Source organism: Methylopila sp. 73B (genome assembly GCF_000526315.1).
Lineage (GTDB): Bacteria > Pseudomonadota > Alphaproteobacteria > Rhizobiales > Methylopilaceae > Methylopila.
The window spans coordinates 511,587-525,794 of record NZ_JAFV01000001.1; the positions used below are offsets into that span (position 1 = coordinate 511,587).

Sequence of the window (14,208 nt, forward strand, 5' to 3'; positions counted from 1 at the left end):
TTGGAAAGATGCGTCGTGGACCGGAGCGCCTCGGCCGGGGTCCGCCATGGCCTTTGACGGCCTCGACTTCGACGCCTGGGTGAAGGCCGTCTTCGCCGAGACCGGCGCCTTCACCGCGCTGATCGTACTGGTCGAGATCACCGACGACGACGCGAAGCCCGTCGCCTCGACCTTCCTGCACGTCATCGGCGACGAGGTGGCGTGGCGCGAGCTTCGAAAGCTGTTCGCCTCCGCGCCGGGCGCCTGGGACGGGGCCGCGTTCTTCACGGCGACCTCGTCCGACGGCGGGCCGATCGAAGACCCGCTCGCGCGGATCGAACTGCGGCGCGTGGAGCAGATGATCGACGACGACCGGCTGGCGCTCAACGGGGGCGCCTTCTTCGACAGGCGGGGCCGGCGCATGCGGATCGACGAAGACGGGGCGGCGGCATGAAGACGACTGCGCAGGGGCCGATCACGACCGACATCGTGCTGGTGGGCGGCGGCCACGCGCACGTCCACGTGCTGCGCGCCTTCGCGATGCGGCCGGAGAAAGGCGTGCGGCTGACGCTGGTCGCCAAGGAGCTGACGACGCCCTATTCCGGCATGCTGCCGGGGCTGATCGCCGGGTTCTACCAGCCTGACGACATCATGATCGATCTGGTGCGCCTCGCGCGCGCGACCGGCGCGCGGCTGATCGGCGCCGCGGCGACGGGGCTCGACCGGGCGAACCGCCGGGTGCTCCTCGAAGGGCGGCCGCCGATCGCCTACGATTTCGTGTCGTTCGATGTCGGCATCGCCCCCCGGCTTGAGGGCGTCGCCGGGGCCGAGCGGGCGATCGCCGTGAAGCCGATCGCGACCTTCCTCCAGAGGTTCGAGGCGTTCCGGCTGGCCGCGCTCCGGCCTGATGGTCCGCGGTCCGTGGTCGTGGCGGGCGGCGGGGCGGCGGGGACCGAACTCGCGCTGTCGATCGCCCGCCGCCTCCGGCGCGACGCGGAGGCGGCGGGGCTGGACCCGCAAGCTTTCAGCTTCACGCTTCTCGCCGGCGGCGCGCTGCTGCAGGGCTATCCCGACAAGGTCGCCGCGCTGTTCCGCGAAGCGATGACCGCAGCGAACGTCACGCTCGACGAAACCGCGCGGCTCGCCGCGGTGGAGGAGGGCGAGGTCGCGCTGGACGACGGGCGGCGCCTGCCGGCCCAGGCGACGTTCATGGCGACCGCCGCCGCGCCGCACCCGATCACGCAGGCGCTTGGACTGCCGGAGGATATTGGCGGCTTCATCGCCGTGACGTCGGCGCTGACGAGCCCTGCGGACGACCGCGTGTTCGCGGTCGGCGACTGCGCGGGCGTCCTCGGCCAGCCGAGGCCCAAGGCCGGGGTCTACGCCGTGCGCCAGGGGCCGGCGTTCGCCGCAAACCTTCGACGCGCCGCGCGAGGAAAGCGGCTCAAGCCGCTGACGGCGCAGGCCGATCACCTCTCGCTCATCGGCCGCGGCGACGGCACCGCGGTCGCGACCCGCAACGGCTACGTCGCCGCCGGCCGCTGGGCCTGGACGCTCAAGGACTGGATCGACCGCCGCTGGATCGCGATGTACCGCGACCCGCCGGCGATGGATGGCGTGCGGGGTCCGGCGCCCGTCTCCGACGATCCGGCGATGCGGTGCGGCGGCTGCGCGGCGAAGCTCGGCCCCGCGCCGCTGGCCGCGGCCCTGCGGCGGCTGGGACCGGGCGTCGCGTCGGAGGAGGTCATCCTCGGCGTCGGCGACGACGCAGCGGTGATCCGGCGGAGCGACGGCGCGCTGGAGCTCCAGACGGTCGACGTCTTCAAGGCGCCCGTCGACGATCCCTTCCTGTTCGGGAAGATCGCGGCGGTCCACGCCATCGGCGACGTTTTCGCCATGGGAGGGCGGCCGTCCTACGCGCTCGCCATCGCCGCGCTTCCGCCGGACGCGCCGGCCCAGCAGGCGGAGGCGCTCTACCAGATGATGGCGGGCGCGCGCGCGGCGCTCGACCCGCTCGGCGTCTCCATCATCGGCGGCCACACCGGCGAAGGCGCGGATCCGGCGTTCGGTGTCGCGGTGACCGGCGGGCTGGCGGAGGGCGACGGCCGCCGCAAGGGCGGGCTGACGCCGGGCGTCCGGCTCGTGCTCACCAAGCCGCTCGGCGTCGGCGTGCTGATCGCGGCTGACATGCGCGCCCAGGCGCCCGCCGCGGCGATGGCGGCGGCGTGGGCCGAGATGGCCCGCCCCTTGGCCGCGGACGTCGAGGTGCTGCGGTCCCACCGCGGCCGCGCCATGACCGACGTCACCGGTTTCGGCCTGATCGGGCACCTCGCCGAGATGCTCGACGCCAGCCGCGGGGTCGCGGCCGAAATCGACCCGGCGGCGTTGCCCCTGCTGCCGGAGGCGGCGGAGCTCGCCGCGCGCGGCTTCGCCTCGACCGCGCTGCCCCAGACGCTCGCGAACCTGCCGCGCATCGGCGGCGGGGAGGGCGTTCCCGCCTGGCTGAAGGCGCTGCTGTTCGATCCCCAGACCTCGGGCGGGCTGCTGGCCGCCGTGGCCGACGATCAGGCCGCGCCTTGCGTCGCCGCGCTCCACGCTGCGGGCGCGACAGGTGCCGCCGTCATCGGCCGGATCGTGGCGCGCGACGGCGGGCCGGACATCCGCCTCGTGACGGGCTCGGCGGCGTGACGGTCACAACGCTCGATCTCTGCGCCGACCCTGGCCTGCTCTCGGTCGAGGCGGCGCGGGCGACGGTCGCGGCGCTGGTCGCGGGGCCTGTCGGCGTCGAGGCGCTGCCTTTCGCGGAGCTGCGCGGACGGGTGACCGCCGAGCCGACGATGAGCCCGACGCCGCTGCCGCCGTTCGATCACTCCGCCATGGACGGGTACGCGCTGGCCGACCTCGGGCTGCGGCATGTTCTCCGCGGCCGGCTCGCGGCCGGCTCGGCTGGCGCGCGCGAGACGCTCAAGCCCGGCGAGGCGGTCCGCATCTTCACCGGCGCGCCGATGCCGCCAGGCGCGATCGCCGTGGTGATGCAGGAGCGCGTGACGCGCGAAGGCGACGTCGTGGCGCTCCGCGCCGCGGTGGAGCCGGGCGCTAACATCCGCCGTCGCGGCGAAGACGTGAGCGTGGGCGATCTGCTGGTTCCCGCCGGCGCCCTGATCGACGCGCGCCACCTCGCCATCCTGGCGGCCTCCGGCGTGGAGCGGGTCGCCGTGCGGCGCAAGGTGGTGATCGGTTTGCTCTCCACCGGCGACGAGCTCATCGAGCACGGCCGCGCTCTCACGCCCGGCCGCATCCACGACGCCAACCGCCCGATGCTGCTCGGCATCCTGTCGACGCCGGCGCACGAGGTGATCGACTACGGCATCGCGCCGGACGACCCGGCGGAGCTGACGCGCCTGCTGATCGAGGCGGGCCGGCGCTGCGACGCCCTGGTCACCAGCGGCGCGACCTCGGTCGGGGAGGAGGATCACCTCGCCGCCGCCGTCGCCGCTGCGGGCGGTCAGCTCGGGCTGGCGAAAGTCGCGCTGAAGCCGGGCAAGCCGATCGTCGCCGGGCGCGTCGGCGGCGCGGCGCTGGTCGGCCTTCCCGGAAACCCCTTCGCGGCTCTGGTCGGACAGATGTTGATCGGACGCGTCGTGCTGGAGCGGCTCGCGGGCCTGGAGCCGCGCCCTCTCGCGCCGCTGTCCGCCGTCGCCGCCTTCGGCCAGAAGGGCCCCGGCGGCCGCACCGAGTTCGCCCCCGCCGCGCTGGTCGGGACCGATCCGTCCGGGCTGCCGCGGGTGGAGAAGCTCGGCCGCGGAGGCTCCGCCCGCCTCGCCCCGCTGATCGCCGCCGACGGGCTCGCCGTCATTCCGGCCGGCCACGACGAGGTGAAGCCGGGCGACGCCATCGGATTTCTGCCGTTTCGGGCCGCGCTGGAGGTGTGAGGATAGGCACGCCGGTCTTTGTCCCCCTCCCCCTTGCGGGGAGGGGCTAGGGGGGGGGGGGGCGCAGAACGAAGCGTAGCGGTCGCGACCCCCGGAACGTTTGAACCCGGTTTCTCCTTAAGAGGCTCATCCTCAACCACCCCCACCCCCAACCTCTCCCCGCAAGGGGGAGGGGAGAGAGCATGGCTCTCCAACGATGAGCCTTCGGGAACGGCAGGAGCTCCATCTCAGACGATCAAGCCCTTATCGCACGCTCGCGCTTTCGCGTGGTTTGGAGGTTGCCCCTACCGCACGTCGACGGCGTAGGTCTCGACCGCCGGCGTGTCCTTGATCATGCCCTTGGCCTTCAGGAACGCGGCGAAGCGCGCATAGCGGCGGGCGTCGAGCAGGCCGGGGTTCTTGGCGAAGCGCGGCCGGGTGTCGGCCCAGGCGCGCGTGTTCAACTCGTCGTTGAGGTCGGGGTGGCCCTTGAGGTAGAGCGCGAAGGCCTCCGCGTCGTGGTTCAGCAGGAAGGTCGTGGCCTCCTCGAGCGCGGCCACGAAGCGCTTCAGGCGGTCGTGGCCGATTGCGTCCCTGTGGGCGACGAACACCAGCTCGTCGTACGTCGGCACGCCGTTCTCTTCGGGAAAGAACACCCGCGCCTCGCCGCCGGCCAGACGGATCTGCGTGGCCTCGAAGTTGCGGTAGCCGCCGACGACCGCGTCGACGCGCTTCGCCATCAGCGACTGGGTGAGCGCGAAGTTGACGTTGATGAGCTCGACGTCGTCGCGCGTCAGGCCCGCGGTCTCCATCATGGCGAGCAGCAGCGTATCCTCGAAGCCGGTGACGGAATAGCCGACCTTCTTGCCCTTCAGGTCCTTGAGATCCTTGACCGGCCCGTCCTTCAGCGCGATGAGGGTGTTGAGCGGGGTGTCGATGAGCGTCGCAAAGCGCACGAGCGGCAGGCCCGCGGCCACCTGCTGGTGCAGCTCCGGCTGGTAGGTCACCGCCACGTCGCCCTGCTTCGCCGCGACGAGGCGCGGCGGCTGGCTCGGGTCGGCCGGCGCGATCAGCTCCACGTCGAGACCGTGGCGGGCGAAGAAGCCGCCCTCCTTGGCGACGACCAACGGGGCGTGATCGGGGTTCACATACCAGTCGAGCAGCACCACCAGCTTCTCGGCGGCGGCCGAGGGGCTCGCGGCGATCAGGAGGGCTGCGAAGGCGAGGGCGAGGCGGATCATCGGGACGGGCTCGGGGTCGGAGGTCAGGAGTCGCGGCGGCCGTGCTCCGGCGACCAGTGGATGAGGCGCGCAAGCGCCCAGTCGACCGCGAACCAGAGGCTGGCGGCGACTACGGCGAGGATGATGAGCGCGGCGAACAGCAGGTCGGTCTGCATCCGCGCGTTGGCGTGGATCATGACGAAGCCGAGGCCGGACGACGCGCCGACCCATTCGCCGACCACCGCCCCGATGGGGGCGGCCGCGGCGGCGAGCTTCAGCCCGGTGCCGAAGGCCGGCAGCGCCGAGGGCAGGCGGATCAGCAACAGGGTTTTCAGCGGCGAGGCGCCGTAGAGACGGGCGAGGTCGATCAGGTTCGGGTCGGCCCGGCGCAGGCCGTCGTAGAAGGCCGAGGTGACGGGGAAGAACACGATCAGCGCCGCCATCGCGAGCTTCGACCCGAGGCCGAAGCCGAGCCACAGCACGAGCAGCGGCGCGATCGCGAACACCGGAACCGCTTGGGCCACGATCAGCGGCGGCAGAAGCCAGCGGCGGAGCGCGGGGAGCGTGGCGATGGCGAGCGCGGCGATCGCGCCGACGGCCACGCCGATCGCGAGCCCGCCGACGATCTCGGTCAGCGTGGTCAGCGTCTGGCGGGCGAGAAAGCCGGACTGCGCGATCAGCGCGGCGCCCACGCGGGCCGGCGGCGGCAGCAGGAACGGGGGCGTGCCCGACAGGGTGACGAAGGCCTGCCAGGCGGCGATCAGAACGCCAAGCGTCACCGCCAGCCGTCCGAACGCCATGAGGGCGCGCCGGGGCCTTGCGGTCGTGTCGGACAAGGGGGCGACGAGCCGATGTGCGGCGTCCGCCATCTCGCAATCCCTCCGCCGGTATGAGCCGGATCAGGTTCGATGGGTCCGGCGTCGCCGCCGTCTCAGCCCGGTGTGGGCGCCCCATGGAGATGAGACGACAGCGTTAGCCGAGCCCTCCGGGCCACGCAACGGGAGCGAGGGTCAAAAAAAACGCCGCCCGGGGCGCGGGCGGCGTTTCATGCGTTCAGCCGGGTTGGAAGCTCGGCCGTATTAGAGGGTTCACAGGCGCAGAACGCCCGATGGTGAGGTTGGTTCCGCGGCCGTCGCGGAAATTTCGCGGGGGCGACTGCGACGCGCCTGACCGGCGGCCGGCATGCGCCGCCGCGTCTTGCCTCCGGCCCGCGCCGCGGCCTAGGGTCCGCCCCGTCATTTTCGCCTGAAGACGGAGCCTTCCCGATGGCCTTCCTCGCCGACACGCTTTCGCGCGTAAAGCCTTCCGCCACCATCGCGGTGTCGCAGAAGGCGCGGGACCTGAAAGCCCAGGGGCGCGACGTGATCGGCCTCGGCGCCGGCGAGCCGGACTTCGATACGCCGCAGAACATCAAGGACGCCGCGATCGACGCCATCCGCCGCGGCGAGACCAAGTACCCGCCCGTCGCCGGCATCCCCCCCCTGCGCGAGGCGATCGCGCAGAAGTTCAAACGCGAGAACGGGCTCGACTACAAGCCGACGCAGACGCTGGTGGCGACCGGCGGCAAGCAGATCCTCTACAACGCCTTCGTTGCCACGCTGAACCCCGGCGACGAGGTCATCATCCCGACGCCCTACTGGGTGAGCTACCCCGAGATGGTGGCGATCAACGGCGGGACGCCCGTGTTCCTGCCGACCACGCTGGAGCAGGACTTCAAGGTCCGTCCCGAGGCGCTCGAAGCCGCGATCACTCCCAAGACCAAGTGGGTGCTGTTCAACTCGCCGTCGAACCCGTCCGGCGCGGCCTACACCCGCGCGGAGTTGAAGGCGATCACCGACGTGCTGCTGCGGCACGAGCACGTGTGGATCCTGACCGACGACATGTACGAGCACCTGGTGTTCGGCGGCTTCGAGTTCACCACGCCGGCGCAGGTGGAGCCCGCGCTCTACGACCGCACGCTGACCATGAACGGCGTCTCGAAGGCCTACTGCATGACCGGCTGGCGCATCGGCTACGCGGCCGGCCCGGACAAGCTGATCAAGGCGATGGAGATGGTGCAGGGCCAGCAGACCTCGGGCGCCTGCACCATCGCGCAGTGGGCGGCGCTGGAGGCGCTGTCCGGGCCCCAGGACTTCCTGCCCGGCTTCCGCACCGCCTTCGAGCGGCGGCGCGACCTCGTCGTCTCCATGCTGAACCAGGCGAAGGGGCTCAATTGCCCGACGCCGGAAGGCGCGTTCTACGTCTATCCTTCCTGCGCCGACACGATCGGGCGCACGGCGCCGTCCGGCAAGGTCATCGCGACCGACGAGGACTTCGTCTCCGAACTGCTGGAGAGCGAAGGCGTCGCCGTGGTGCACGGCTCAGCCTTCGGCCTCGGCCCGAACTTCCGGATTTCCTACGCGACCGCCGACGAAACGCTGGAGGAGGCCTGCAGCCGCATCCAGCGGTTCTGCGCGTCGCTGCGCTGAGACGCGGTCCTGCGCAGGGCGGCGTCGGGACCAGCGTAAAAGGCCGTGTCGCGGACAGAAACCATCGCCTGCGCTGCAGCGTTAGGCGGTGGGGACCGCAAGTTCTGGAGAACGTCATGTCGATCCGGCTCAAAACCACTCTCGCAGCCGCCGCGCTTGTCGCGACCGCCGCTGCGGCGTCCGCCGCCGACTTCGGCCATCCGTCCGTGGTCGTCAGCAAGCGTCCCGCCGAGTCCGGCGTGCAGGTCGGCACGCTGAGCTGCCGCTCGCCCGGCGGCATCGGCTGGATCCTCGGGTCCGACGCCGAACTCGCGTGCGATTACAAGCCGATCGGCGCTCGCCACCCCGTCGACGCCTACCTCGGCCACATCTCGACGGTCGGCGTCGACGTCGGCGCGACCGGCCCGAGCGTCATGAAGTGGGCGGTGATTTCGCATTCCAGCGACATCGGACCGGGGGACCTCGCGGGCAAGTACCGCGGCGCGACCGCGAGCGCGACGGCGCTGATCGGCGGCGGCGCGAACCTGCTTGTCGGCGGCTCCGGCACCACGGTGTCGTTGCAGCCGCTCAGCCTCGAAGGCCAGACCGGCATCGCCGTGTCGGCCGGCTACGCCGCGTTGACCCTTGACCCCGTGTGAGCCTGTTCGCGACCTCGTGAGACCATGCTGACGGTCGGGCGGTAACGCCCGGCCGTTTTCGTGCGTAGCCTGACCGACGCCACTGGACGAAGCCGAGGCCGCCATGTTGATCAAGCGCACGCCGAGTTGGGCCCTTCGCGAGAGCGAGGCGACGCCCGAGCATCTGGTCCTGAGCCGCAGGTCGCTGGTGGCGGGGGCTGTCGGAGGCGCGGCCGCGGCGCTTGGCGCCGGCCCCGCGCGGGCCGGCTGGCTGTTTGGCTCGGACGAGAAGCCGGCTCCGCCCGAGGTCGACCCCAGCGCCGGCCTCTATCCGTTCAAGCGCAACGACGGCTACGCGCTCGACCGCGCGGTGACGCCCGAGGACGTCAATCTCAACTACAACAACTTCTATGAGTTCGGGACGAGCAAATACATCGCCGACGAGGCGCAGAAGCTGCCGTTGCGGCCATGGACGCTCAAGATTGGGGGCCTCGTCGAGAAGTCGCGCGAGGTCGGGATCGACGACCTGCTGAAGGCGTTGCAGCTCGAGGAGCGGCTCTACCGGCACCGTTGCGTCGAGGCCTGGGGCATGGCGCTGCCGTGGAGCGGGATCCCGATGAAGGATTTCGTCGCCTGGGCGAAGCCGCTCGGCTCCGCGAAGTACGTGAAGATGACGACCTTCCTCAACCTGAAGGTCGCGGGCGGCCAGCGCTCGCCGCTGTACGAATGGCCCTATGTCGAGGGCCTGACGATGGCGGAGGCGACCAACGAGCTCGCCTTCCTCGCCACCGGCGCCTACGGCAAGCCGCTCGCGAAGCAGATGGGCGCTCCGATCCGTCTGGCGGTTCCGTGGAAGTATGGCTTCAAGTCCGTGAAGTCGATTGTCAGCGTCGAGTTTACGGAGACCCGCCCAAACACGCTGTGGGCCGCCGCGGGGCCGAGCGAATACGGCTTCTGGGCCAACGTGAATCCGCAGGTCTCGCATCCCCGCTGGAGCCAGGCCCGAGAGCGCGTGCTCGGCGGCGACGAAACCCGCCCGACCCTGCTCTACAACGGCTACGCGGATCAGGTGGCGGGATTGTACAAAGGTCTCGAGCGCGAAAAACTGTTCATGTGATGCCGTCTGCGGCGCCGCGGTCGCTTGCGTCTCCGCGCGTCACGCCGCACAGTCATGCCATGCGCGCATGGGTCCTGACCGACGGCAAGGCGGGCGACGAGCAGCCCTGCCTCGGCGTGGCGGAGGCGGTCGCTGACCGCATCGAACGCCGCCGCATCGCGCCGCGGCGTCCGTGGTCCTGGCTTGCGCCCTGGGGGCCGATCGACCCGCGGGACGCCCCGGACCGTATGGGCAGCCCGATCGCTCCCAAACCCGGCGACGGCTGGCCCGATGTGGTGATCGCTGCGGGCCGGCGCGCGGCGCCTTACCTCAGGCGCATCAAGGCGGCCTCGGGCGGCAAGGTGCTCACCGTGTTCCTGCGCGACGCGCGGGCGGGGGCGGGCGTGGCGGACGTCGTCTGGGTTCCCGAGCACGACCGGCTGCGCGGGCCGAACGTCGTCGTCTCGACCACGAGCCCGCACCGGGTGAACGCGGTGCGGCTGGCCGCCGCCCGCGGCGCGCCGCCGCTGGTGGACCCGGAGGTCCCAGGCCGGCGCGTCGCCGTCCTGCTCGGCGGCGATACCCGCCACCATCGGTTTTCGTCCGAGGACATCGACCGCCTCGTCGCGGGCCTCACGCGCCTGAAGAGCGAAGGCGCGGTGCTGATGGCGACGGCCTCGCGCCGCACGCCGAAGCCGCTCGCTCTGGCGGTTGAGAGGCTTGCCCACTACTTCTGGGATGGAACGGGGGATAACCCCTACATTTTGTTGCTGGCGCAGGCTGAAGCGCTCGTGGTGACCGCGGATTCCACCAATATGGTGGGAGAGGCGGCGGCCACGGGCCGCCCGGTGCTGGTGTTCGAGCCCTCGGGCGGACGACGGAAGACTCGCGCGTTCCTGGATCGGCTGACGGCGCTCGGAGTGATCCGGCCGTTCTCCGGCCGGCTGGAGCGCTACGCCTATCCGCCGCTGGACTCGACGCCCCAGATCGCCCGGGCGATCCAGGCGCTCGCCGCGACGCGCGACATCCTGCGGCGCGACGTCGACCGGAAGGCACCGGTCGCCGCGCGCGAAACGAACGGACGACCGAAATGAGCTCAGCGCCTTCCCGTCATCATCGCCTTGTCATTCTCGGCTCCGGCCCGGCCGGCTGGACCGCCGCGGTCTATGCGGCGCGCGCGATGCTGGAGCCCCTGGTGATCTCCGGCCTGCAGCCGGGCGGCCAGCTCACCATCACGACCGACGTCGAGAACTACCCCGGCTTCGCCGAGCCGATCCAGGGCCCTTGGCTGATGGAGCAGATGCAGACCCAGGCCGAGCGGATGGGGACCAAGACCCTGTTCGACCATGTCGCGAAGGTCGACCTGTCGCGGCGGCCCTTCGTGCTGGAGACCGAGTCCGCCGGGACGATCACCTGCGACGCGCTGGTGATCGCGACGGGCGCCCAGGCCAAGTGGCTCGGCCTCGAGAGCGAGGAGCATTTCAAGGGCTACGGCGTCTCCGCCTGCGCCACCTGCGACGGCTTCTTCTTCAAGAACAAGCAGGTCGTCGTGGTCGGCGGCGGCAACACCGCGGTCGAGGAGGCGCTGTTCCTGACCAACTTCGCCTCCAAGGTCACGGTCGTGCACCGCCGCGAAGGCTTCCGCGCCGAACGCATCCTGCAGGACCGCCTGTTCGCGCATCCGAAGGTCGAGGTGGTGTGGAACGCCGCCGTCGCCGAGATCCTCGGCGGCGGAACGCCTCCGAAGGTGCACGGCGTGAAGCTTGTCGATACGCGGACGGGCCAGCCGAGCGAGCTCGCCTGCGACGGCGTGTTCGTGGCGATCGGCCACGCGCCGGCGACCGAGCTGTTCCGGGGGCAGGTCGACACCCGGCCCTCCGGCTATCTCGCGGTGAAGCCAGGCACGTCCTTCACCAACATTCCTGGCGTGTTCGCCGCGGGCGACGTCGCCGACGAGACTTACCGGCAGGCCGTGACGGCGGCCGGCATGGGCTGCATGGCCGCGCTCGACGCCGAGCGGTTCCTTGCGGCCGAAGAGGCCGCGCGGCAAGCCGCGTGACACGACGACCGGGCTGACGCGGCGGACGCCGCGCGCCGACACGCCAAGAGGAGGGCGGCCGTCATGGTCGGTCCGGCCTATGAGGGGGAACGGATGGACTGGGACAAGCTGCGGATCTTCCACGCGGCCGCCGACGCAGGCAGCTTCACGCGCGCCGGCGAGGTCATGGGCCTCAGCCAGTCCGCCGTCAGCCGCCAGGTCTCCGCGCTCGAGCACGAGCTGAAGGTCCCGCTGTTCCATCGGCACGCGCGCGGGCTGATCCTGACGGAGCAGGGCGAGATGCTGTTCCGCACCACCCAGGACGTGTTTTCCAAGCTCGAGGCGGCGCGCTCGATCCTCACCGACAGCCGGGAGCGGCCGAACGGCGTGCTGCGCGTCACCACCACGCTCGGCCTCGGGACCGGCTGGCTGAGCTCGAAGCTCGGCGAGTTCATGGAGCTCTACCCCGACATCCAGCTTCATCTGATCCTCACGGACGACGAGCTCGACCTGTCGATGCGCGAGGCGGACGTCGCGATCCGATTGCGTCAGCCGACGCAGCCCGACCTGATCCAGCGGCGCCTGTTCACGGTGCATTACCACGTCTGCGCCTCGACCGATTACCTCAAGCGCCACGGCCGGCCGACGAGCGTCGCAGACCTTGACAGCCACCGCCTGATCGAGTTCGGCGGCCCGGTGCCGCCGTTCCTGCAGAGCATCAACTGGCTGATCACAGCCAATCGCAGCCCCAAGAGCCCGCGCCCCGCCGGCCTCGTCATCAACAGCGTGGCGGCGATCAAGCAGGCCTGCGAGCGCGGCATCGGTCTCGCGGTGCTGCCGGACTACTTCGTGGAGCCCGAATCGCAGCTCGTCCGCGTGCTCGGCGACGCGGAGATGCCCACGCTCGACGCCTACTTCGTCTATCCGGAAGAGCTGAAGAACGTGGCGCGCATCAACGTGTTCCGCGACTTCCTGCTCGCGAAGGCGCAGCGCTGGTCGTATTGACGCAGGCTTCAGGCGTCAGGGCGGCGTCACCGCGACGAGAACCAAGACCTGGTCAGCCCGCGGCCTGAAGGCGACGGTTTATGTCCTTGGACAGCCTGTCGAAACACCGTCAATAGGCGCGATCTATCGCTCGACGTGCACAGTTATTGATCTATCTGCGCTCATATGGCGCCTAGTTTGTCAGCAAATGCATAGCGGTTATGCCGTTCGGCGCATTGCGTGGCCGACAAGCGCCGCGCATTTTCCTCCCATGCTAACTGCGATCTGGCCGCGCGACCTCCTCCTGCGCGGCCGCAATTGGCTGTTCCCCTCAGGATCAGGCGCGCGTCCCCTCGCGGCCGGTCCCAAACTTTCCAGCCGGATCTCGTCGAGGTCCGGCTTTTTTTATCCCGCGCCACATCACGTCGCCGCGGTGTTCGCACTTGCGCCGGGTGAGCTCTTGAGTTCAGAAGGGCGCCCGACTACACCGGTGCATTGTTGCATCGCACCATTCGGATGCCCGCCGCATGCGTGGACGTTTCGACGCCATCGATCTCAAGATCATGAGCGAGTTGCAGGCGGACGGCCGGATGACCAACGTGGAGTTGGCCCGGCGCGTCGGCATTTCCGCACCGCCGTGTCTCAGGCGCGTGCGCGCGCTCGAGGAGGCCGACGCCATCCGCGGCTACCGCGCGCTGCTCGACGAGCGCAAGCTCGGCTTCGAGGTGACGGCCTTCGCGATGGTGCAGCTCGCCGGCAATTCGGAGCTCGACCGGGCCGAGTTCGAGGCCCGGGTGCGGGACTGGTCGACGGTGCGCGAGTGCCACATGCTCTCGGGCGAGGTCGACTTCATGCTGAAGTGCGTCGCGCGGGACCTCACGAGCTTCCAGAACTTCGTGATCGAGCTGACTGCGGCGAAGAACGTCAGGTCGGTGAAGACCGCGCTCGCGCTCGGCCAGGTCAAGAACGAGGCCACCGCGCCGTTCGACGGCGCGAGCTGACGCCGGCCGGAGCCGTCTCTTCCGGCAATCCGGTTCGGGCGCACTCGATCTTTTTAGGGATCGGTTCGACGTTTCGACCGTTGTGATTGTGAAGGCTCGCCCTGCGGGCCACGATCGTTACGGAGAGGCCGCGACATGACTACCGCCCAGACCAACACCCCGCCGCCCGGCGCCGTCACCGAAAAGGTGACGCCCGTAGAAGCCAAGCAGGGCACCGACGCGCCGAAGGGCATGCCCGTCGTGCTCGGCGTCGGCATCCTCGGCGCGGTCGTCGCCATGTTCTTGGCCTGGATGTTCATTTTCTGACGATCGCCGATCGTCGAAGTCCGCGACGCAAAACGGCCCGCCTTCCGGCGGGCCGTTTTCGTTCGATCAGGGGCTCAGGGCCCAATCCGCGACCTCAGGCGAAGCGGATCTTCAGGACTTCGTAGCTCTTGCCGCCGCCGGGGGTCACCACCTCCACCGTGTCGCCGACTTTCTTGCCGACGAGGGCGCGGGCGATCGGGGAGCCGATCGAGACCCGGCCGTTCTTCACGTCCGACTCGGGCTCGCCGACGATCTGATAGACCTTCTCCTCCTCGGTGTCCTCGTCGATGAGGGTCACCGTGGCGCCGAAGGTGATGAGATCGCCCTTCAGCTTGGTCAGGTCGATGATCTCGGCGCGCGCGATCATGCTTTCGAGCTCCGCGATGCGGCCCTCGTTGAGGCTCTGCTGTTCCTTGGCCGCGTGGTACTCGGCGTTCTCGGACAGGTCGCCGTGCGAGCGAGCCTCGGCGATCGCCGCGATGATCCGCGGGCGCTCGCTGGACGCTCGGTGTTTGAGCTCCGCCTCAAGCGCGACGTGGCCTGCGGCGGTCATCGGGATCTTGTCCATTTCCGTCTCTCTCAAAACAA

General features: G+C 70.4%; 14 protein-coding genes and 1 riboswitch. Of the genes, 11 read left to right on the forward strand and 3 right to left on the reverse strand.

Annotated elements, in window-relative coordinates; translation table 11 throughout:
• The first annotated feature begins 46 nt into the window (after nt 1-46).
• The 3 genes from K244_RS0102470 to glp are packed head-to-tail and all read left to right on the forward strand — an operon-like array spanning nt 47 to nt 3,911.
• Nucleotides 47-433, forward strand: coding sequence for a hypothetical protein (locus tag K244_RS0102470; protein ID WP_020184658.1), 387 nt, complete (start codon nt 47-49; stop codon nt 431-433).
• Nucleotides 430-2,667 (forward strand): selenide, water dikinase SelD, encoded by a 2,238-nt coding sequence (selD, locus tag K244_RS0102475; RefSeq protein ID WP_020184659.1) that lies wholly within the window; start codon nt 430-432, stop codon nt 2,665-2,667. Before K244_RS0102470 ends, selD begins: the two co-directional genes overlap by 4 nt.
• Nucleotides 2,664-3,911 (forward strand): gephyrin-like molybdotransferase Glp, encoded by a 1,248-nt coding sequence (gene glp / locus K244_RS0102480; protein WP_020184660.1) that lies wholly within the window; start codon nt 2,664-2,666, stop codon nt 3,909-3,911. Before selD ends, glp begins: the two co-directional genes overlap by 4 nt.
• A gap of 284 nt (nt 3,912-4,195) precedes the next feature.
• On the opposite strand, the gene K244_RS0102485 is transcribed toward glp, so the two are convergent.
• Together K244_RS0102485 and K244_RS0102490 are read right to left on the reverse strand one after the other, a co-directional pair.
• On the reverse strand, nt 4,196-5,131 hold the full coding sequence (locus K244_RS0102485; RefSeq protein WP_020184661.1) for an ABC transporter substrate-binding protein: 936 nt from the start codon (nt 5,129-5,131) through the stop codon (nt 4,196-4,198).
• Between the two features lie 23 nt (nt 5,132-5,154).
• A complete protein-coding gene (locus K244_RS0102490) occupies nt 5,155-5,979 on the reverse strand; it encodes an ABC transporter permease (RefSeq protein WP_020184662.1) in 825 nt (274 codons plus the stop codon).
• Nucleotides 5,970-6,073: riboswitch (TPP riboswitch) on the reverse strand. (Overlaps the previous gene by 10 nt.)
• 302 nt (nt 6,074-6,375) lie before the next feature.
• Between K244_RS0102490 and K244_RS0102495 the strand changes: the two genes are divergently transcribed.
• The 8 genes from K244_RS0102495 to K244_RS23415 all read left to right on the forward strand — a co-directional run bounded on the left by K244_RS0102495 (nt 6,376) and on the right by K244_RS23415 (nt 13,620).
• Nucleotides 6,376-7,578: a pyridoxal phosphate-dependent aminotransferase gene (locus K244_RS0102495; protein ID WP_020184663.1), complete on the forward strand. Its 1,203-nt coding sequence runs from the start codon at nt 6,376-6,378 to the stop codon at nt 7,576-7,578.
• A 116-nt stretch (nt 7,579-7,694) separates the two neighbouring features.
• Nucleotides 7,695-8,216, forward strand: a complete 522-nt coding sequence (locus K244_RS0102500; RefSeq protein WP_020184664.1) for a DUF992 domain-containing protein — start codon at nt 7,695-7,697, stop codon at nt 8,214-8,216.
• Between the two features lie 103 nt (nt 8,217-8,319).
• Complete coding sequence (gene msrP / locus K244_RS0102505; protein ID WP_020184665.1) at nt 8,320-9,312, forward strand: protein-methionine-sulfoxide reductase catalytic subunit MsrP; 993 nt, start codon at nt 8,320-8,322, stop codon at nt 9,310-9,312.
• Between the two features lie 59 nt (nt 9,313-9,371).
• Complete coding sequence (locus tag K244_RS0102510) at nt 9,372-10,385, forward strand: mitochondrial fission ELM1 family protein (RefSeq protein ID WP_020184666.1); 1,014 nt, start codon at nt 9,372-9,374, stop codon at nt 10,383-10,385.
• Nucleotides 10,382-11,350, forward strand: a complete 969-nt coding sequence (gene trxB / locus K244_RS0102515; RefSeq protein WP_020184667.1) for a thioredoxin-disulfide reductase — start codon at nt 10,382-10,384, stop codon at nt 11,348-11,350. The genes K244_RS0102510 and trxB overlap by 4 nt, the downstream gene beginning before the upstream one ends.
• Nucleotides 11,351-11,443: 93 nt before the next feature.
• Nucleotides 11,444-12,334, forward strand: coding sequence for a LysR family transcriptional regulator (locus K244_RS0102520; RefSeq protein ID WP_024816270.1), 891 nt, complete (start codon nt 11,444-11,446; stop codon nt 12,332-12,334).
• Nucleotides 12,335-12,840: 506 nt separating this feature from the next.
• Entirely contained in the window at nt 12,841-13,314 is a 474-nt protein-coding gene (locus K244_RS0102525; RefSeq protein ID WP_020184669.1) for an Lrp/AsnC family transcriptional regulator, read from the forward strand.
• 135 nt (nt 13,315-13,449) lie between these two features.
• A complete protein-coding gene (locus K244_RS23415; protein WP_020184670.1) occupies nt 13,450-13,620 on the forward strand; it encodes a hypothetical protein in 171 nt (56 codons plus the stop codon).
• 94 nt (nt 13,621-13,714) lie between these two features.
• On the opposite strand, the gene greA is transcribed toward K244_RS23415, so the two are convergent.
• A complete protein-coding gene (gene greA, locus K244_RS0102535; RefSeq protein ID WP_020184671.1) occupies nt 13,715-14,188 on the reverse strand; it encodes a transcription elongation factor GreA in 474 nt (157 codons plus the stop codon).
• Nucleotides 14,189-14,208 lie beyond the last annotated feature (20 nt).

Bases quoted from the DNA above. Each gene is read 5' to 3' on its own strand.
- K244_RS0102470 (WP_020184658.1), top strand. From the start codon at position 47: ATGGCCTTTGACGGCCTCGACTTCGACGCCTGGGTGAAGGCCGTCTTC.
- selD (WP_020184659.1), top strand. From the start codon at position 430: ATGAAGACGACTGCGCAGGGGCCGATCACGACCGACATCGTGCTGGTG.
- K244_RS0102485 (WP_020184661.1), bottom strand. From the start codon at position 5,131: ATGATCCGCCTCGCCCTCGCCTTCGCAGCCCTCCTGATCGCCGCGAGC.
- K244_RS0102490 (WP_020184662.1), bottom strand. From the start codon at position 5,979: ATGGCGGACGCCGCACATCGGCTCGTCGCCCCCTTGTCCGACACGACC.
- K244_RS0102495 (WP_020184663.1), top strand. From the start codon at position 6,376: ATGGCCTTCCTCGCCGACACGCTTTCGCGCGTAAAGCCTTCCGCCACC.
- K244_RS0102500 (WP_020184664.1), top strand. From the start codon at position 7,695: ATGTCGATCCGGCTCAAAACCACTCTCGCAGCCGCCGCGCTTGTCGCG.
- msrP (WP_020184665.1), top strand. From the start codon at position 8,320: ATGTTGATCAAGCGCACGCCGAGTTGGGCCCTTCGCGAGAGCGAGGCG.
- K244_RS0102510 (WP_020184666.1), top strand. From the start codon at position 9,372: ATGCGCGCATGGGTCCTGACCGACGGCAAGGCGGGCGACGAGCAGCCC.
- trxB (WP_020184667.1), top strand. From the start codon at position 10,382: ATGAGCTCAGCGCCTTCCCGTCATCATCGCCTTGTCATTCTCGGCTCC.
- K244_RS0102520 (WP_024816270.1), top strand. From the start codon at position 11,444: ATGGACTGGGACAAGCTGCGGATCTTCCACGCGGCCGCCGACGCAGGC.
- K244_RS0102525 (WP_020184669.1), top strand. From the start codon at position 12,841: ATGCGTGGACGTTTCGACGCCATCGATCTCAAGATCATGAGCGAGTTG.
- K244_RS23415 (WP_020184670.1), top strand. From the start codon at position 13,450: ATGACTACCGCCCAGACCAACACCCCGCCGCCCGGCGCCGTCACCGAA.
- greA (WP_020184671.1), bottom strand. From the start codon at position 14,188: ATGGACAAGATCCCGATGACCGCCGCAGGCCACGTCGCGCTTGAGGCG.